General features: G+C 68.9%; 21 protein-coding genes. All 21 read left to right on the top strand.

What is annotated here, in order from left to right:
- Positions 1-3: 3 nt before the first annotated feature.
- The 21 genes from FHX73_RS43000 to FHX73_RS42900 all read left to right on the top strand — a co-directional run bounded on the left by FHX73_RS43000 (position 4) and on the right by FHX73_RS42900 (position 18,957).
- Positions 4-600, top strand: a complete 597-nt coding sequence (locus tag FHX73_RS43000) for a hypothetical protein (RefSeq protein WP_145911578.1) — start codon at positions 4-6, stop codon at positions 598-600.
- Positions 597-884, top strand: coding sequence for a helix-turn-helix domain-containing protein (locus FHX73_RS42995; protein ID WP_145911577.1), 288 nt, complete (start codon positions 597-599; stop codon positions 882-884). The genes FHX73_RS43000 and FHX73_RS42995 overlap by 4 nt, the downstream gene beginning before the upstream one ends.
- Before the next feature lie 51 nt (positions 885-935).
- A complete protein-coding gene (locus tag FHX73_RS42990; RefSeq protein ID WP_145911576.1) occupies positions 936-2,027 on the top strand; it encodes a RecA family protein in 1,092 nt (363 codons plus the stop codon).
- Entirely contained in the window at positions 2,024-2,296 is a 273-nt protein-coding gene (locus FHX73_RS42985; protein ID WP_145911575.1) for a hypothetical protein, read from the top strand. The genes FHX73_RS42990 and FHX73_RS42985 overlap by 4 nt, the downstream gene beginning before the upstream one ends.
- A complete protein-coding gene (locus FHX73_RS42980) occupies positions 2,296-2,760 on the top strand; it encodes a hypothetical protein (protein WP_145911574.1) in 465 nt (154 codons plus the stop codon). Before FHX73_RS42985 ends, FHX73_RS42980 begins: the two co-directional genes overlap by 1 nt.
- Positions 2,754-3,590, top strand: coding sequence for a hypothetical protein (locus tag FHX73_RS42975; protein ID WP_145911573.1), 837 nt, complete (start codon positions 2,754-2,756; stop codon positions 3,588-3,590). Before FHX73_RS42980 ends, FHX73_RS42975 begins: the two co-directional genes overlap by 7 nt.
- On the top strand, positions 3,587-4,282 hold the full coding sequence (locus FHX73_RS42970; protein ID WP_145911572.1) for a hypothetical protein: 696 nt from the start codon (positions 3,587-3,589) through the stop codon (positions 4,280-4,282). Before FHX73_RS42975 ends, FHX73_RS42970 begins: the two co-directional genes overlap by 4 nt.
- Positions 4,279-4,968 (top strand): hypothetical protein, encoded by a 690-nt coding sequence (locus FHX73_RS42965; RefSeq protein WP_145911571.1) that lies wholly within the window; start codon positions 4,279-4,281, stop codon positions 4,966-4,968. The genes FHX73_RS42970 and FHX73_RS42965 overlap by 4 nt, the downstream gene beginning before the upstream one ends.
- Before the next feature lie 160 nt (positions 4,969-5,128).
- Entirely contained in the window at positions 5,129-5,521 is a 393-nt protein-coding gene (locus FHX73_RS42960; protein WP_145911570.1) for an RNA polymerase sigma factor sigma-70 region 4 domain-containing protein, read from the top strand.
- Positions 5,521-5,838 (top strand): DUF7236 family protein, encoded by a 318-nt coding sequence (locus tag FHX73_RS42955; RefSeq protein ID WP_211786514.1) that lies wholly within the window; start codon positions 5,521-5,523, stop codon positions 5,836-5,838. The genes FHX73_RS42960 and FHX73_RS42955 overlap by 1 nt, the downstream gene beginning before the upstream one ends.
- The gene (locus tag FHX73_RS42950; protein WP_145911569.1) at positions 5,838-6,467 is read left to right on the top strand and encodes a hypothetical protein; all 630 of its coding nucleotides are present in this window, start codon (positions 5,838-5,840) and stop codon (positions 6,465-6,467) included. The genes FHX73_RS42955 and FHX73_RS42950 overlap by 1 nt, the downstream gene beginning before the upstream one ends.
- Before the next feature lie 63 nt (positions 6,468-6,530).
- A complete protein-coding gene (locus FHX73_RS42945; protein WP_145911568.1) occupies positions 6,531-7,523 on the top strand; it encodes a hypothetical protein in 993 nt (330 codons plus the stop codon).
- Positions 7,524-7,538: 15 nt separating this feature from the next.
- Positions 7,539-8,003, top strand: coding sequence for a hypothetical protein (locus FHX73_RS42940; RefSeq protein WP_145911567.1), 465 nt, complete (start codon positions 7,539-7,541; stop codon positions 8,001-8,003).
- On the top strand, positions 8,000-8,314 hold the full coding sequence (locus tag FHX73_RS42935; protein ID WP_145911566.1) for a hypothetical protein: 315 nt from the start codon (positions 8,000-8,002) through the stop codon (positions 8,312-8,314). Before FHX73_RS42940 ends, FHX73_RS42935 begins: the two co-directional genes overlap by 4 nt.
- Before the next feature lie 53 nt (positions 8,315-8,367).
- Positions 8,368-10,470: a hypothetical protein gene (locus FHX73_RS45385; protein ID WP_170305341.1), complete on the top strand. Its 2,103-nt coding sequence runs from the start codon at positions 8,368-8,370 to the stop codon at positions 10,468-10,470.
- 42 nt (positions 10,471-10,512) lie between these two features.
- Positions 10,513-14,028 carry a GNAT family N-acetyltransferase gene (locus FHX73_RS42925; protein ID WP_145911565.1) on the top strand — a complete coding sequence of 1,172 codons (3,516 nt, stop codon included), beginning with the start codon at positions 10,513-10,515 and terminating at the stop codon, positions 14,026-14,028.
- A gap of 45 nt (positions 14,029-14,073) precedes the next feature.
- Entirely contained in the window at positions 14,074-14,856 is a 783-nt protein-coding gene (locus FHX73_RS42920) for a hypothetical protein (RefSeq protein ID WP_145911564.1), read from the top strand.
- An 80-nt stretch (positions 14,857-14,936) separates the two neighbouring features.
- Positions 14,937-15,854, top strand: coding sequence for a C2H2-type zinc finger protein (locus tag FHX73_RS42915; RefSeq protein ID WP_145911563.1), 918 nt, complete (start codon positions 14,937-14,939; stop codon positions 15,852-15,854).
- A gap of 122 nt (positions 15,855-15,976) precedes the next feature.
- Complete coding sequence (locus FHX73_RS42910) at positions 15,977-17,182, top strand: DUF2637 domain-containing protein (protein WP_145911562.1); 1,206 nt, start codon at positions 15,977-15,979, stop codon at positions 17,180-17,182.
- A 40-nt stretch (positions 17,183-17,222) separates the two neighbouring features.
- Positions 17,223-17,786 carry a hypothetical protein gene (locus FHX73_RS42905; RefSeq protein WP_145911561.1) on the top strand — a complete coding sequence of 188 codons (564 nt, stop codon included), beginning with the start codon at positions 17,223-17,225 and terminating at the stop codon, positions 17,784-17,786.
- 61 nt (positions 17,787-17,847) lie between these two features.
- Positions 17,848-18,957 carry a hypothetical protein gene (locus tag FHX73_RS42900; RefSeq protein WP_145911560.1) on the top strand — a complete coding sequence of 370 codons (1,110 nt, stop codon included), beginning with the start codon at positions 17,848-17,850 and terminating at the stop codon, positions 18,955-18,957.
- Positions 18,958-18,975: the final 18 nt, after the last annotated feature.

Here is an 18,975-nt window from a genome sequence, read left to right as displayed (position 1 = left end):
CGCATGACCACCGAGAGCTTCGACACCGCGATCGACCCCTACGCCTTCAGCAAGACCGACTGGGCTCGCCTCGGCCGGGAGATCACCAGCGACTACCCGTCCCAGTACGACAACCGCGAGGCCCTGGCCCACGCCATCGACGCCACCAGCGACCAGGTCTCCGCCCTCCTGGAGGGCCGCGTCAGCCGCCACCCGTACGCCTCCCCCCAGAACCTGATGCCCCTCCTGCCGAACATCGACAGGGCACTCCAGTGGGGCCGGGGCACCTCCCTGCGCATCCTCGACCGTCCGGTGAAGGTCGTCACCGAGCCCGAGCCCGTCTCCACGGGCGGCCCGACCTCCAGCCCCGGACTCTGGGAGCACCTGACCCAGGAGCAGGCCGACGCCGACCTCACCAGGCTGGCCACCCTCCCCTTCCCCGCCAACCGAGCAGAGCTGAGGGCCCAGATCTCCAGCATCGCCGACCTGTACATCACCGCCCTGCAGCAGCTGCACGGCCTCGGCGTCCCGGCGGAAGCCCTGGAGCACGCCTGCGACACCGTCGCGGGCGCCTTCGCCGACACCGTCCGCGCCATCGCCACCCCGGCGGACGAGCAGTGAGCGAGGAACACCCCGTCGACGCCTGGAGGCGCTTGGGCCGGGAGGCCGAGCAGGCCCGCGTCGCTGCGGGCCTCACGCGGAAGCAGGTCGGCACCGTCATGAAGTCCACCGACCGAAGCATCCTGCGCCTCGAACGAGGCCGGGTCTACGGCCACCCGGACGACGTGCCCTCGGCCTCCGACTACAACTCCGAGGGCTACTGGCTGCCGCGCCTCTGGCTCCTGGAGCAGGCCGTCGGCTGGCCGCCCGGCCGGGCCAGCGAGATCCTCCGCCAAGAAATCTGAGCCGCCCGCCCTGCCACGAGCGGCCCACCGAACCCTGCCAAGAGGAGACGCATGCCCCCGTCCAAGGGCCTCAGCAAACTCCGCGCCGACATGACCAAAGCCTTCGGGGACAAGGTCACGCGACGCGACGACATGACCCGGCCCGTCGCCGTGCCAACAGGGTCCATCACCCTCGACCACGCCCTGCGGATCGGAGGGCTCGCCCTGCGGCGCACCCACGAGATCCTCGGCCCGGAAGGCGTCGGCAAGACCTCGCTCTGCACCCTGATCATGGCCTCCGCGCAGAAGATGTTCCCCGATCGCGGCGTCGCCCTCATCGACATGGAGCAGAGCTTCGACTTCGCCTACGCCCAGAAACTCGGCCTTGACCTCGACGAGGACCGCTTCGTCCACATCTACCCGGACCACAGCGAAGACGTCGCTGACATCGCCAAGATGCTGCTGCGCAGCGGAGACATCTCCGTCGTCTGCCTGGACTCGATCGGCGGCATGGAGAGCAAGGCGGCGTTCGAGAAGAGCGCCGAGGACAGCGCCATGGGCAAGAATTCGCAGGTCATCTCCCGCATGGTCAAGCAGGTCGCCAGCCTGTGCCGGGCCAAGAACGCCATGGTCATCTTCGTCAACCAGTACAGGGCCGACATCGGCAACCCGCGCGGAGGCCAGAAGAGCGCCGGGCCGAACATCCTCAAGTACTGCACCACGACCAAGATCGAGCTGAAGAGGACCGGCGAACCAGTCGTCAAGGTGCCGGTTGCCGACGCCGTCTCCGAGTCCGTCAAGGACGAGGAGATCGGCCGCCAGCTCCGCGCCAAGGTCGTCCGGAACAAGTTCGCGCCGCCGGGCCGCGCCGCCGACTTCTGGCTGTTCTCCGCCGACCACCCGACCTGGGGGCCGATCGGCATCGACCGGGCCGACGAAGCACTCAACTTGGGCATCGCCACCGGCGCGATCGAGCGGATCAACGCCAGCAAGTACGGCCTCCCCGACGGCACGCACATCGTCGGCCGGGCCAACGTCAAGCAGGCCCTCCGGGAGAAGCCCGAACTCACCGAGCTGGTCCGGCAGCGCGCCCTGCTCACCGTCAGCGGCGAGATCGTCCCAGAGCACGAGGTCACGTACGACGACGAGGAGTACGCGGCATGATCCGCACGGCTCTCGACGGCGTGGTCTTCTGCTTCGTCGCCACCCTCGTCGTCCTGGCTGTACTGAAGCTGAGACAGCGCCAGCTCACCTCCAGGCCGCGCCCGGTTCTGCCGGAGCACCCTCCGTACCACGTCACCTACGTCCGAGCCGACGGTGATCCGGCTCTGACCTGCTCGTGCCACAGAACCCCGGTGCACGACGGCGACGACCTCCTCATCTGGCCCGCCGAGGAAGTCCTGTGCAAGCGCACCTTCGCGAAGGGGGCCTGATGCTCAACCAGAAGATGGGCAACGGGCACGAGCAGCACGTAGCCGACCGCCTGGGCATGCGCCGCAGCCGGGGCAGCGGCAACCAGTGGCGCGACCCCATCGACGCCCGGCACAACCGCCTCGACACCGAGTACGCCTTCGCCGCCGACGCGAAGAGCACCCTGGCCAAGTCGCTGTCCGTCTCGCTGGCCATGTGGCACAAGGCGGTCGAGCAGGCCGGGGGAGAGCGGCCGATGCTGGCCCTGCGCTTCTACACCGACCGCACACTCGCGGACGTCCACGCCGACCTGGCCGTAAGCCTGCTCGACGACTTCGCCGACCTGCTGGGCGCCGCCCGTCTCTGGGAGGCAGCCCAGCCCATCCTGAAGCGCCTCGTCCACCCCGACACCGCCGACACCGAATGGCTGGACGTCGTCATCGCCGAGGCGAACACGCTCCTGGAGGAGGCGCAGAAGGGATGGTGACCAAGCCGTTCACCCCGGCGTTTCGGCGTACCGTCGACCTGCTGACCCGCCTCCACCTCGTCCCCCTGGTCGAAGCCGCCATCCGCGACTGCCGGTTCCCCGAGGTCTTCGAGGTCACCTTCCGCAACTACCAGGCCGACCGCCCCCCGGACGGCTGGTTCCACCCCTCCACCCACCCGACGATGGACGAGCGGCAGCTGTACTACTACCTCGCCGAGCCGGACCGGTGGATACGCGAGCCGTTCGAGTACGGCAGCCGGATGGCCGTGATGATGGGCACCGCCACCCACGACCTGATGGCCGCCGCCCTCACCGAGATCGGCGTCCTGAGCCCGCCGAAGGGCACGTGCGTCGCCTGCGGCCGACCTCACGGGCGCGACGCCGGGCAGTGCGGGGAGTGGGGAGTCATCGACCCCGTGCTGCGCCGCCGGGGCCACCTCGACGGCCTGCTGACGCTGCCCACCTGGGGCGAGGGGATCTACGACCTCAAGACCTGCAGCCCGATGGTGATCAAGGGCATCCAGGACCACGACCTGGCCGCGTTCAAGGCCAGGTGGCCCGGCTACTACGGCCAGCAGCAGGAGTACATGGCACTCTCCGGCAAGCGCCAGGCTCTGGTGCTCTTCCTCGGGCTGTCCCAGGGCTGGCCGATGAAGGAGTTCACCATCCCCCGCGACGAGGAGTACATCGTCGCCCTCGAAGCGAAGTACCGCGCCGTACGCAACTACGTCGACGCCGGACAGGTCCCGCCAGTCGCCTGCTGCCCCGGCGGCGCCCGCGCCCGCCGCTGCCCTGCCACCGCCTGCCCGATCAAGAGGGGAACCCCGTGACCCCGCCAGACCAAAACCGTTCCGCGCGGAACACTTCTGGGTCCGGCCGCCCGCTCATCCCGGCCCAGCGCGGCCAGCTCGTCTTCGACACCGTCCACGAGATCGAGGAGCAGGCACGCAGGCGCCAGCCCACCTGGCAGGCCCCCATCCCACGGGACTTCGCCTACGGCTGCGTGCTGGCGTTCGACCAGACGACCAGCAACACCGGCACGGCGGTGATCACGCACCTCCCCGGCGCCGGACTCCGGATCGCCTACACCGAAACCGTACGCCCGGCCGAGACCGCGCTCACCTCCCATGAGGGCAGCTACGCCAAGGCGGCCCAGATCCGTCGGGGAGTTCGACAGGTCCTTGCCAGGACGCAGCCCCACCTCGGGAGCGAACCGCACTACGTGTTCGAGCGCCCCTCCGTCACCGGACACCGCACCGATTCAGCGCTCCTCGCAGGGCTGGTGGTCTACGAAGAGACCGACGGCCGGGCGGTCCTGGTCTCCAACCGGCACGCCAAGCGCGTGCTGGTGGGGCCTGTGCCGAAGGGCACAACCATCACGAAGCGGCAGGTCAAAGAGGCTGTCGGCCGGTACTTCCCCGAGCCGCCCCCGTCGTCCTCCTGGAACGAACACGTTCGGGATGCCATCATGCTCGGACTCGTTCACCTGTTCGATTTGAAGCAGAGGGAGACGGCCGAGTGACCACCGAAGCCCTTGACCCCCGCCAGGCCGCCGACCAGGCCGCCCGGGTCGTCGCCGAGATCTCCGTCGAGCCCGACGCACCCCTCACAGTCGAGACCGACCCCGACCGCACGCGCGACCTGAAGTTCGGCCTGTCCCGGATGCGTACGGACTGGACACCGGAGGACGCGCCCCTCGTCCAAGGGGTCCTCGCCGTGGCCGAGGGAGCGATCCGCAGGCTCTTCCCCGACGCCTTCCTCCTCATGAACGAGCTGTGGGCGCTGGTACGCGAGCCCGAACACGACCCAGAGACCGGTGCTGTCCGGGTCGACGTCTACGGTTGGCCCCACTGGAAGAAGACCCCCTCCGGCGCCTACATCGAGGACTACAGCCGACTCACCGACCGCGAGCGCGAGGACTTCCTGATGCGCATCGCGGCCATGGGAGTCGAGTGGGGGCAGCGGTCGACCGTGGCTTGGGCGGAGGCGATGCTGGCCAAGGTCCGCTGGGAGGAGGCCATGGCCACCGGGTTCATCGCCCCGTCCGGGAGGGTCACCGTCGAGGAGCGGACCCAGCGCGGCCGGGCAGCCGCGCTGGAGCACCGGTATCACGCGGTCTTCCGGGCAGCACTCTCGCGAGCGGCGGAACAGCTCGTAGCAGACATGTCCAAACTGGGACAAAGGATCAAGGATGCCACGGTTTTCTGACCGGGCCCCTGTCCGACACCTCCGTGAAATACCTAATGGAACTCGCAAGCCTCGTTAGTATTACCAGTGTCAAAAATGCCGACCGACTGCCACGGTCGGCCTCGGAGAGCGCGCGACCTGCCATCAGCGCGCCCACCCGCAACCCTGCCGAGGTACCACCATGCCAATTTCCGTCACCGTTCTCAGGGAGATGTTCCGGAACCTGCAATCCTGGCGCTCCCTCTACGAGGTAGGCGGCCCCGACGTCATTACCGGGCTCGACGGCCAGGACTACTGCATCCACGACATCACCCACCTCTACACGGCGTCCCAGGCCACCCGCGCCAACGCCAAGGGCCAGCGCGAACCCGTCCTCAGTCCGAGGCAGGCCCAGGCCATCCGCATGTTCCTCTTCGAGAACATGCTGGAGAAGGACGTCGCTCGCCGCATGGGCGTCAGCGAGACCAACCCGGTCGCCTCCTATGCCACCCAGGGACTCATCCGCCTGCTGGCCCTCGCCGAACAGGGCCAGCTCGCCCTCGCCCCGGCCGGTCCGGCCGCCAGGGCCGCCTGATGGGCCGCATCCGCCGGGGCGTGGACCCCGACCTCGAAGCCGCCGCCGACGCGCTGCTCTACCCCGTGCTGAAGGCCATCACCAAGCCCTCCGAGCGCGATGTCCTCACCCACTACATGGAAGCCTCACGGCACCGCCGAGAGGTCTACAACATCAACGGCATCCCCGACCCCGCCGTACGGTCCGGCCTGTTCCACCGGGCCTACAACCCGACCTCGCCGCACCTCAACAGCCGCGACGGCACCCTCAGGGGATCGCGCTTCTCCAGCTCCTCCCGCATCGCCCAAGACTGCTGGCCGGACCCGGGTGACGGGTGATGACCACCGACGCCCCGCCCTCCATGGTGCTCGTGCGCATCGGCGACAAGGTCTACCCGGCCAAGACCTCCAGCACCTGCCGCACCTGCCAGCACCCCAAGCGGGCCGCCATCGAGGCGTGGTACCTCGGCGGCTACCGCTGGCGTGCCATCCTGCGCCAACTCGAAGAGCAGCCCAGCCCCCTCGGAGAGATGACCGAGAAGGCACTGCGCTACCACTTCGAGCACCACCTGCCGATCGAGGCCAAGGCACAGCAGGCCATCATCGAGCGCCGTGCCGCCCAGCTCGGCGACGCGATCGACGAGTACGGCGACCGCGTCGCCGACCACCTCGCCGCCCTGGAGCTGACCATCTCCCAGGGCTTCGACCGCCTCCACCGGGGCGAGATCAAGGTCACGGGCGGCGACCTGCTCAACGCGATCAAGCTCAAGCACCAGATCGACGAGTCGCTCGGCGAGGACACCGACAGCCAGGTCTGGCGCCAGGCACTCATGATCCACATGCGGCTCGCGCTCGAATTCATCCGGCCCGAAGACCGACCAGCATTCGGCAAGGCGCTCTCCGACCACCCAGTCTTGAGAGCCCTCTCCGAAAGCCAGAAGAAGCCCCGGGAAATACCCCAGACATAAATCCATAAGACCGTCCAGGAAATCCGCCACCACGACGCCGGAAACAGGGGAGACCACCACACCATGTCAGAGCCGATCACCCTCGCCGAACTGGCCACCAAGTGGACCAGCCGCACCCGCTCCTGGACCTCGGACGCCTGCACCCCCGAGGTCGACCTGCTCCGCGAGGGCTCCGAGAGGCCGACCATCTCCCTCGGCGACCACACCATCCCCCTCTCCGAGCACGGCACCGACCAGCTCTGCGCCTTCTACAAGATTCCCAAGGCGTTCTTCCACCGCCTCACCCGGCACGAGCAGCACACCCTGCTCAACAGCCGCATCCACAACACCCTCGGTGAGGTCACCATCACCTACACCGACAAGGGCGGCCTCGCCGAAGTCCTGCGCCCCGCGCAGCCCCGCCTGGCCCCCGAGCAGTTCGTCCAGGCCGCCCTCGCCGTCCTCCCGCCCGACTCCGTGGTCATCGACTCCTGGTCCACCACCGCAGACCTGCGCCTCGACGTCCTCCAGCCCCACTCGGCCACCCCGGGCCCCGACGGCCACCACATCAGCGCGGGCCTGCGCCTGGGCCAGAACCGCGCCCAGAACCTCGCTCCCTGGGCCGCCCCGCTGCTCCACCACAGCAACGGGACCGTCCTGCAGATCCCCGACCCGGCCCTCAAGATCGAGGCCCGGGGCGCCAGCGGCGACACCCTCGCCGAACTCCTCGCCGCCGACGCCCAGCGCGCCCTGGCCCGCACCGAGAACGACCAGTTCGCCCTCCTCGACCTCGCCCGCCAGAGCATCGCCGGTGACCGGATCACCCTCCTCAACCGCATCGCAGCCGAGCAGAAGATCCCCGCCCGCTCCATGGCCGGGATCAGCACCCACCTCTCCCGCCTCACCGCCCCCAGCAAGTACGACCTCGTCCTGGCCATCGCCGACGCTGCGAACGCCGCCAACCTCATCGGCACCAACCACCGTGGCGTCCGCACCCGCCTGCAGACCATCGGCGGCCAACTCGTCGCCCACCACGCCGAACGCTGCAGCCACTGCCACGCCGCCCTCGCCGCCTAACCCCAAGGACCCGCCATGGCTATCCCGATCCTCGGCCACAACAGCCAGAACGCCACCCCCGGCCCCGACCGCTTCGACCGCGAGTACGGCGGCGTCCACAACCGCGACGGCCTCGCCCGAGGCGACATCCTCGACTCCGAGATCGAAGAGATCGGCAAGGTCTTCGAGTGGCTGGAGAAGCGCGCGGGCCAGCGCCGCGACATCGACTCCTTCCAGCGCGAGGTCAAGGACCAGTTCCACAAGATCGGCTTCGCCGTCGACGTCCAGTGGTACACCTTCGCCATCGACGGCCACGAGGTCGAAGGCGCCGTCATGCCCAGCATCGAGATCATCGGCCGCGTCGACAAGACCGTCTTCGACCACGACAAGAAGGTCCACGAGGTCACCAACAACTTCCTCGAACTGCGCGGCCAGGACAAGGGAGTCGTCAAGAGCGACTGGGCCTCCGCCACTACCCCCGACGGGCACCAGCACCGATGACCGAGGAGGAGAACCCCGGCTACAACGACGACGCCGTCCTCGTCCGCGTCCGGCCGACCATCTGCCGCCGGTGCGGACACCTCGTCAGCACCGCGCTGCTCACCCTCGAACCCGTCTTCCACCCCTACGACCCAGCCACCGACCTGCCCGGCCACGAGGGCATCCCCGACCCCGCCGACACGGTCCGCCTGGCCGGAATTGCCGCCGACTGCGTCGCCAGCTGCTGCGGACACATCTCCGGCAGCGACGCCCGGCCCGAGTCGGTCGCCCGAACCCTCAACCACCTGGAGATCTGCCCCGACCACGGCTGACCCTGTCGCTGGCACCTCCCCACCCCACGAAGGGGTGAGGAGGTGCCACCACCATGCCGACCCCCACCACCGACCGCCGCTCCCCGATCACCGCGTTCGGCCCGGCCGACATCCACCACCTCTTCATCGGGATCGACATCCCCGACCCGATCACCTTCGTCGTCTCCCCCGACTACCTCGACCGGCCGAACCTCTACCCGCGCCAAGCCACCCTCCTCAAGGCGTTCTTCCTCCGCGAGGACCTGTTCACCCCGTACGACTACGAAGTCCTGGAAGAGTGGGACCAGGCGTACTTCACCGGCCTGCGCGCCAAGGAGCGGGCCCAGGCCGAGACCGACGAGCACGGCGAGCCGCTCGACACCGTCAAGGTCGACGTCTCCGGCAGCCCCCGCCTGCTGGAGCGCATGCGCGCCGCCAAGGCCCTCGGCTACCAGTGGTTCCGGGAGATCCTCCTGGTCATGGGCCGCCGCGCGGGCAAGGGCCACATCAGCGCCCTCGCCATGGCCTACGTCCTGTGGACCTACATGGCCAAGGGCGACCCCCAGGAGCATTACGGCGTCGACCGGGACAAGAAGCTCGCCTGCCTGATCTTCGCGGGCAAGCGCGAACAGGCCAAGGCGAACCTGTGGCGCGACCTCGTCAACGTGATCACCGGCGCCCCCTGCTTCGCCCCCTACATCGCCAACAGCCTCGGCGAGAAGCTGAGCGTGTACGCGCCGCACGACTTTGTCCGCATGGACGAGATGGCCCAGCGCGGCATCACGACCGCCCTGGACATGGCCACCTTCGAGATCCTCCCGAAGGAGAGCACGCTGATGGCGGGCCGTGGCCCGGCCTCCTTCATCATGGGCTTCGACGAGATGGCCCACGTCGTCGCCTCCGGCGCCAACCGCAGCGCCGAGGAGGTCTACACCGCCTCCACCCCGAGCCTCGACCAGTTCAAGAAAGACGGCTTCCTCATCGAGCCGTCCAGCCCCTGGCAGATGACCGGGCAGTTCTACGACAACTACACCCGCGCGGTCGAACTCAACCCGGACGGCACTCCCGCCTACCCGGCCATGATGATGATCCAGCTCGCCAGCTGGGACATCTACCTCGACTGGCAGATCGCCCACGAGCTGCCCCTGCTCCCCGCAGACTTCCAGGGCGACAACGGCGAGTACACCAACGGAGGACACCCCGGCTTCAAGAAGCTCAAGGGCGCCATCCAGGAGTACGACGACCAGATGCGCAAGCTGGAGCAGGCTGAGCCCGACACCTTCCGGGTCGAGCGCCGCTCCCAGTGGGCCACCGTCATGGACGCCTACCTCGATGTCCTCAAGGTCGAACGGGTCTTCGGCCCCTGGTACGGCCGCCCCGACCGCTTCGGCCCCGCCCTCATCACCCCCACCACCCAGGGCATCCTCAGCTACACCTACAAGGGCCACGCCGACCCCTCCTCGGTCAACTGCCGCTTCGGCATCGCTTGCGCCCACATCGAGTACGACGACGGCGGCCGTCCCCACGTCGTCTTCGACAAGATCCACCACTTCGACCCGGCCGACTTCCCCGAGCACACCATCGACTACGACCAGGTCGACGACTGGATCTGGGACGAGATCCTCGTGCCCTTCCAGCCCGAGGAGTTCACCTTCGACCAGTACAACTCGGTCAGCTCGATCCAGAAACTCACCAAGAAGGTCGCCCGAGCCCGCCTCCCGAAGACCACCACCGTGTTCGAGCGCACCGCGAACGCCACCTGGAACTGGAAGGTCGCCGAGGCGTTCAAGAGCGCGATCAACATGGAGCTGGTCCACGCCCCCGAGTACGAGCAGGCCGAGTTGGAGCTGAAGTTCCTCCAGAAGGGCAACGGCAACAAGGTCGACCACCCCACCATCGGACCGGTCCAGACCAAAGACATCGCGGACGCGATGATGATCACCACCTACGCCCTCATCGGCAGCTGGATCGAGGGCTACAAGGAGATGCTCGGCGGAGGCCCCGCCGCCGCCCTGCAAGGCGGCCTCCACGGCCACTCCATGCGCGCCGCCAACCCCACCGCCACCGACCGCAACAGCCAGGAGACCATCAACGCCCTGCGCTCCTTCAGCCGCACCCGCATGGGCCGCGACCGCCTCGACAACCCCTCCCGAGGACGAGTCGGACGCCGTCGCTGATGTCACCACCGCGCCCCGCCCCGCGAAGGGGCGGAGGTGCCCATGACCACGGCCGCCGAGTTCTTCCGGCACGCAGCAACCGACCAGCTCCAGCTCCAGCCGCTCTTCGACCACGAAGACCAGGAGACCGGCGGATCGAAGTACCCGACCCTCACCCGCCTCAAGGCCCTCCACCCGGAGACCGGCGAGGAGATGGGTCACCTCACCTACTACCCGCCCAAGCGGCGAGGCGGCACCATGGCCGTCGACCGCCTGGAGACCCACCCCGACCACCAGCGACGCGGTGTCGGCAGCGCCCTCATGGACGAGATGCAGCGTCGCCACCCCGGAAGCCGGATCGAGCACGGCGACCGCTCCGACGCCGGGAAGGCATGGTGGAAGGGCTACACCCGGGACAAGACCGTCACCCGGGGCAGGACCATGGCCTCCGCCGCCGACTTCTTCCGCACTACCCCAGGCGACAGCACCTATGCTGATGAACCAACCACCGCTGCCAAGGGGGACCATGATGACCAGTCACGAACTGCAGGCCGAGGCAAGCCACGACACGACACGTCTGCACCCGGAGCTGGAGCGGCTGATCCTGGAACGGGACAACTCGGGGGAGACCCCGATCCCCTGGGAGAAGGTGCAGCAGGACCTGGGCCTGTAGCCGAACTCCGCCCGGTCACCTTCCACCCCGGCGCCCATAAGGACCTCGCCAAGCTCGACCGCCAGGACCAGCGCCGCATCGCCGACACCGTCGAAGCCCTGCGCCGAGGCGACGACGGGCTGCAGACCCACGCCCTCTCCCAGCCCCTCAAGGGTTGGAACAGCACCAAGGCCAGCCGAGGCCACCGCGTCGTCCACCGCCCCACCGACGACGGCGGCATCCACATCGGCTACGTCGGCCTGCACGACTATGACCAGGCCATCCGCCGCCTCACCTTCCAGAACACCATCGTCCCCGACAACACCCAGCCCTACCAGCACCACCACGACTGGCTGCCCACCGGCCACTTCTTCGGCCCAGGCAAATCCGGCCTCGACCCCAGGCTCTTCGACGGCACCCACCTGCGACCAGAGATCCGCCAGCAACTCCTCGACCTCCTCGACGACTTCTGGACGCCCCGCTACGGCTCCGACTGGCCCCGGTGGGCCCGCGTCTACCTCACCGGCTCCGAAGCCAGCCACTGGTACGGCAACGGCGACCTCGACACCCTCATCGGCGTCAACTACGACGAGGCCCGCCGCAGCGCCCCACCGCTCTCGCACCTGACGGACCAGGAGATCGACCAGCGTCTCAACGAAGAGCTGCGTGCTGGCCTGGACGACGACGACCGGAGCCTGCAGTCGGACGGACACGCCACCGGCCCGTGGGAGTCGACCTTCTACGTCAACCCCGACAGCTTCGACATCCGCACCCTGAAGCCGTACGCCGCCTACGACCTCACCACGGACACCTGGGCCGTCGAACCCGTGCAGGTTCCCGACGACTTCGACGCCCACCACCTCCCTGAAGAGGACTGGGACCGCCTCGACGACCTCCGCGACCAGATCCAGCAGATCGAGCACCTCCCCGAGGACGACCAGGCCGCCGCAGGCGCCGCCCTGTACGACCAGCTGCACCAAGACCGCCACGACGCCTTCGGCCCCGACGGAACGGGCCTGTACGACGAACGCAATGTCGTCTGGAAGGCGCTGGACGCCGCGCCGGGCCACCCTCTGCAGGACCTGACCGACTGGAAGAAGGACCAGACCGCCGAGGCCGCGCCCACCCGCGCCGCCGCCGCTGTCCTCCCAGTACGGCAAGCTGGGACTGTGGACGACGACTACCGTATGCAGCACCGAGCGCCAGGCCCGGACAGCGCGCCCCTGCACGACCCCACCAACGGAGCTTCCGGTTTCCACCCCGGCTTCGAGGAGAACGTCGCCGACGGCAGCTACGGCGAGCCCCACGAGGAGTCCCTCCACACCCTCCACCGCGCCCACGGCCGTCCGGACGAGCCGGTGACGATCTACCGGGCCGCGCCCCACGGCGTCGACCGGATCAGCCCCGGCGACTGGGTCTCCACCTCCGGCGAGTACGCGCGCAACCACGCCATGGACGGCACCGGCCCGGACTGGCCGGTGCTGAAGGCCACCGTCCCGGCCAAGCACGTGCACACAGACGGCAACGACATCAACGAGTGGGCCTACCACGGCCCCGAGATCCACCAGCCCGAGATCCACCACCCCGGTGACGACCCCAACGACCTCGGGGCCGAGCAGTACGCAGGGACCGCCGTCCACCTCACTCCCGAGGACCACGCCTTCGTCCACGATCCGGCCCAACCGGTGGCCGAACGCGCCGAACGGCTCAAGCAGGTCGCTCCCGCCGCCCATGAATGGGAGGACGACCCCGACTACGCCCACGGGGCCGCTCACGAAGCCGCCGAGGACCTCCCCGCTGTGCCGCACCCGGCCACGCAGATCGTCTGGCACAGCCGCGAGCGGGCCAGCGACCGCACCGGGATCTCCTGGACCCTGCACCTGGCCGACGACAACCGCGACTTCCGCACCGACTTCACCCATCACGACTTCACCACCGGGCACCACACCGCCGCGCGCCAGCCCTACACCGAGGACACCGGCGACGATCGCCCCGTCACCTTCGATTACTTCCGCAACACCGAGGGCGCCGGGCACCACGGCAGCCAGTTCGCCCAGGACCTCGAACCCCACGGCCGATACATCACCCAGGGCGCGCTGCCCTCCCACCTGGCCGACGATCCGCGCTACGAAGGCGGCCAGATCACCTTCCACCGGCCGCTGCGGATGCACTTCGGCGGCGACTACCGCGACCCGTCGAACTGGAAGCACCAGCTGTCCGCGCGCTACGACGGCAAGTCCGGCCGCGCCCTGTCCGAAGCCATCGCCGCCGACGGCTACGACGGCGTGATGACCCACGACGAGTACGGCCCCAGCGAGACCGTCGACCTCACCTCGCTCAGGCCGAAGACCGCCACCCTGTTCTTCCGGCAGGCCACCCCCGAGGAGGCCGACCGCATCGCCCGCCAGGCCGCCGCCGAAGTCGAGGACGGCATGATGGTGGCCTTGGTCCCGCCGCCGGAGATCGCCGAGCAGCTGGCCCTGCCCGGCGGAGAACCAGCAGCCCAGCTCCACGTCACCCTCGCCTACCTCGGCAAGACGGGTCACTACACCCGCCAGCAGCTCGCCGACTTGCCGCAGCTGATCGGGAACTGGGCCAGCCGACACCGCCCGGTAACCGTCCGCATCGGAGGCGTGGGGACATTCACCAAGCCCGGCCAGAATGTTCTCTGGGGCTCGGCTGATATCCCCGGAGGAACTCACCTCCACTCCGATCTGGAGAAATTCCTCAACGGCCACGGCTATCGAACCCCGAGCGAACACGGCTGGTCACCGCATATGACGCTCGCGTACGTCGGCGACCACTTCCGATTCATGCCCAAACTCCCGGAAGTCTCCTGGACGGCATCAGACATAATTGTTTCCACAGGCAGGGTGTGGACAAAGATTCCATTCGGAGCGGCTCCGAGGAACAGCGTTGACACCTAGGTATCAGGGTCATAGGGTGAATTGAAACTAGACCCAGGAGACCCCATGGCATCGCCCACCCTCCCCCCGGAGACCGCCCGCTTCGCGTCGATGGCCGAGCAGCTCCCCGGGTGGGAGGTGTCCGTCCGGGCCAACGCCACGGTGATCACCTCGCCGGACGGCGGACGCCTCGACCTGCCTCACGACACCAGCGACCCGGGCTGGGGTGGCGTGCAGGACTCCGCCGTCCGGAATGCCCTCCAGGAGGCGTACGAGGCCCTGGCTGACCAGGGCGGCGACGAGCTTCTGGAGGCGGCTCTGGCCGAGTACGGCGCGGGCGGCGTCGCGTCAGCCGAGATCCCGGTTCCGGAGGAGCCGACCCCAGTCGGAGAAGTGGAGCCGGAGACCGGCGAAGGCTCGGTCGACGGTGCCGACAAGGAGTGCCCCGACTGCGGGAAGCGCTTCCGCAACCTCGGGGTCCACCGTGCCCGTGCCCACGACGTCCGGGCCTCCTCGGGAAACACCCCCCGGCGCAGGACCCGCTCCGCCGCCGATCCGATGCTGGCCTTCGACAGCGCGCTGGCAGCCGTCCGCGAGGGGGCCGTTGCCGAGTTCGAGCGCTTCTCCGAGCGCATCCGCGCGCTCGAAGAGGAACTCGCGGACACCAAGGCCCAGGCCGCCAAGGACCTGAAGGTGGCGGCGAAGGAGAGTGCCGCCGAACTGAGGGTGCTCCGGCGGTTCAAGGAGCAGGTCGTCCATGCCGTCCTCGACAACCGTCCGGCCGAGGCGGTCATGCGGATCATCAAGATCGACCCCGAAGCCTTCGCCGAGGACAGCGCTGCGAGGTGACTTGAGTGAACTCGATTGCCCATGCAACACTTAGTTCACTAGAGTTCCGTCATCACGCCTGACCGTGGAAGGAGGGTTCGGTGGTACCCAGCACACCCACGGGTTCCGAGCCGACGCGAGAACCGGAAGCCGACGCGGACGCCTACCGCTGCAAGACGTGCGGGAAGGTCTGCAAGGGCCCGGCTGGGCTCGGCTCCCACATGCGCCTGCACGGTGTAACGCCTCCTCAGCGCATACGTGACGAAGGGGGGCTCAGCCAGGGCTCCACTCCGGAGAACCGGCCCCACGCCTTCGTCAGCACCGCCGCCACCGACCGACTGGTGAAGACGGTGCCGATCCGCGCGCTCCTGCAGCAGGCGGTCCACGAGATCGAGGAGTACCGCAAGGGCCTCTGGCTGCTCGGCTGGTCGGAGAATCAGCCCGCCATCCACCTCGGGACGGTCTCCGGACTGTCCACCCGGGAGACCCGCCCCATCTACAACGTGTGGCGGGAAGCGGGGTACGAGACCGACCGCGCCCGCGACCGGTTGAAGAACGGCGTGCAAGCCGTACAGCTCGACAAGGCGCAGCAGCGCCTGCCCGACCTCAGCTTCCTCAAGGAGATCATCCCCTCGGGAGAGACAAACCCCGAGCTTGAGGGCGCCTACGACAAGAAGGTCACCTGGACCCCGCTCATGGAGCGCCTCCGCGTTGCGGGCCAGGCGCGGCACTTGCTCGCCAGGGCCTCCCAGGACCTTGGTGAACTGCAGGACCAGCTGATCGGCATCGCCAGCGACGAGGGGCACCCGGTGCGCCACATCGCGTGGGCGGACGGCACTCCGTTCATGACCGCGCCCGTCTACAGGTCGCTCAAGCGCACCAACCGGATGCCGGACTCGGCGCCGAACAAGGCGGTGTCCAGCCTGCCCGTCCCCGAGGAACTGCTGGAACTGCCACGCTCCTTCTCGGACCTGGGCCTTCTTCTCGACCCCGACTGGCCTGGCCAGCCCATCTCGTGAAACGAGAAAGCCCCCGACGGTGCTCTAGCAGGAGCCGCCGAGGGTTTCCCGAACACCCACCACGACGCTCCCGCGAGGAAACGATGCTCAGGATGTCCAGGAGAAAGACTAGCGAAGACCAGGTGTCGTTCGCGTCCGCTCCGACGGAATCGGGCCAGGAACTGGCTTCCGCCAAGGTCCGCTGGTGGCGCCACCTCAAGATCGGCGAGCGCGCCCTGGCCTACGGCGTCGACTACGTCCTCGCCGCCGGAGCGTTCTACCTCAGCTACCGCACCCTCTACGGCCTCGCCCTGAAGGTCGGCTTCAGCGCCGGGTCGTCCGAAGCGTACGTCGCGGCCTTCCTGGCCGACCTCGGCGTCTTCGCCTACTCCTGGAAGGCCATCAGCGCTGCCGAGGACGGCCGCCGGACCTGGGGAATCAACCTCATGGTCCTCGCGCTCGCCAGCGCGAGCATCGCGCTCAACATCCACGACAGCTGGCCCAACCCCTGGGCCTCCACGTACCACGCCCTCCCGCCAGTCCTGTGGATCGGCGCCCACTTCAGCACGCTCCAGGCCAAGTGGCACGCGGTCAAGAAGCAGCGCCGCGCCCAGCAGGCCGAGGAGCGGCAGAAGCTGATCGAGCAGGGCATCCTCCCGGCCCCGGTACCGCGCCTGCGCCGGGCCCAGGTCCTGCTCGCCCCGCTGCCGATGTTCAAGGTCAAGCGGGTCATGTGGTTCAGCGGCTGCGACGCCCGTACGGCCGCCCGGTTCCTGATCGCCCAGGCCCAGGCCGCCGACGAGAGCATCCCGCTGGCCTGGCGGTTCCTCGTCGTCGACGACCCGATGACGGACCTTCTCTTGCCCCCGTCGGTGGAAGTGACCCGGGAGCCGGAAGCCCCGGCCGTCAACACCACGCTCGCCCTCGCGGGCCTGCAGCTCACCCCCGCCCCGGTCAAGCCCGCGCTGACGAAGACCCAGAACGTGCTCCCCGCCGCCGTCAAGGCCCCGAAGCAGATCGTGACGGTCCCCATCCCGCCGCAGAAGCCCCCGGCCGACCAGCGTCTCTCCCTCGGGCTGGTCGGCGCCGACGGCAAGACGGCGCTCACGCGACTGCCCAAGGTGCTCCAGGACGCTCTCCTCACCGAGATCCCCGAGCGCCGTGGAAGCCGCTCCGTCGAGGACACTGTCGACCTCGCCGTCAAGATCCACGACATCTGCGCCGACCACGGCCAGAAGTGCACCGGCGCTCTCCTCGCGCTCGTGCTCGGCGTCGCCCCCTCCTACATCTCACAGACCATCAAGAAGCCGATGGAGGACAAGCTGAACTCCCTCGTCACCACCGCCTGACATCCCCCCTCCCATGCCGCCACGGCACTACCGTGGCGGCATGACTCATGAGGAGGCAAGGGCGATAGCCCACCTGCCGGTACGCCCCGGCGAGCACTGGTACCTCCACCTGGACGGCCAGTACTGGACCTACAAGGGCCTGAGCCCCACCGGCCAGCTGCGTCTGTACCGCCGGGCCCGGCGCCCGTACCGCCAGCAGGTCCATCACCTTGACCCGGCCACCGGTACCTGGTCGGTCCGCCGTGCTGCCCCCGGCCTCCACCCCTGGGTCCTCGGCTGGCTGGTGGCTGCGACCGCCGTCTGCCTGCTCGCTGCAGCTCTGTTGCGCGGCCAGGACCCGATCATCTTCAAGACGGTCCTCCTGGTCGCGGGCGGCGGCGGCCTGCTTGCGGCCCTCGTGGTGCAGTTCGCACCGCCCGGGGCGCCGTCCGACGAATGGGATACCCCGGTCCCCGACCACCCGTACATCCCCGGCCCCGACGGCCACGCGGCACGTCTCGAAGCCTGGGCCCGCGCTTCCTACGGCCAACAGCTCGGCGTCAACGACACTCTGAACCCGGGCAAGGACTCCTGGGGAGCGTACGGCCAGTACCCGCCCCTCTGAACTCGACCAAGTTATCCCGCCTATCTTGCAACCTAGATATCTAGGTTGCTATATTCATTCCATGACCTCTGCCAAGGACCTCACCACCGCCACCCCCGCCGACATCGACAAGCAGCTCGCCCAGCTGGCCGCGCAGCTCTTCAAGGCCGAGAGCAAGCTGCCCAGCCTCCGGGACAGCATCCACCGCGCCGCCGGTGACCGGTCCAACTACCAGGGCCGCCGCCAGGTGTGGGGCATGGACTTCAACGCCGCCCAGCAGGCCGCCCAGCACCGCGCCGACACCGACACCACCTACATCGGACGCGACGCCCGCAACGCCCTGCAGCGGCTGCAGGACGCGGAGAAGTCCATCGCCGCCATCGAGGCCGAGCAGGCCCCCTACGATGCCGAGTTCGCCCGCCGGGGCGGCTGGACCCGGGCCTTCATCGTCACCAACGTCGACGGCCACGTGCACAAGACCATGGACTGCTCCACCTGCCGCCCCAGCACGCAGTTCGCCTGGCTGACCGACTACTCCGGCGGAACGGAGCAGCAGGTCGTCGAGGACGCGGGGGAGCGGGCCTGCACCGTGTGCTACCCCTCGGCCCCCGTCGACATTCGGAAGCGGCCCACCAAGATCTTCACGCCCGACGAGATCGCAGCGAGCGAGGCCCGCGCTGCCAAGGCCAAGGCGGCCGAGGCCGCCAAGGTGACGAAGGCGGCGAAGGCGATCACCGACCCCGAGGGCAACCGGCTGCAGGGCAAGGGCCGAGGGGACTGGATCGACACCGAGGCCGCCGCCCAGAGCGAGGCCGTCGACGCCCTCGTGACGTCCCTCCGTGAGGCGCACATCGCCGCCATCCTTGCCGCCGAGCCGGACCTGGCGTTCTACTTCCTCCCGGCGGAGCATCGCGCTCGGCTCCTTGCGGAGGACGTCGAGTTCGCGGACCGCCTCGTCGTGGCCCTGGCCGCCAAGCGCGGGCAGGGGGTCACCGAGGTGCGGGACAGCCTGGAGGCGAAGGCCATCGCCAAGTACAAGCGTCTGAACCGCGAGGCCCAGAAGGACCTCCGGCAGCGCAGCTTCTCCGAGGCCGTCGCCTACGCCGAGAGCAAGCGGGCGAAGGGTGAGGAGCCCTGGGCAGCGTTCGCGACCCCGGCGCCCTCGACGTTCCCCAAGGACAGCAACGACTGATCATTCCTATAACAAGCC

Source organism: Kitasatospora viridis (genome assembly GCF_007829815.1).
Classification (GTDB): domain Bacteria; phylum Actinomycetota; class Actinomycetes; order Streptomycetales; family Streptomycetaceae; genus Kitasatospora; species Kitasatospora viridis.
This window is presented reverse-complemented; position numbering and strand designations above follow the sequence as displayed.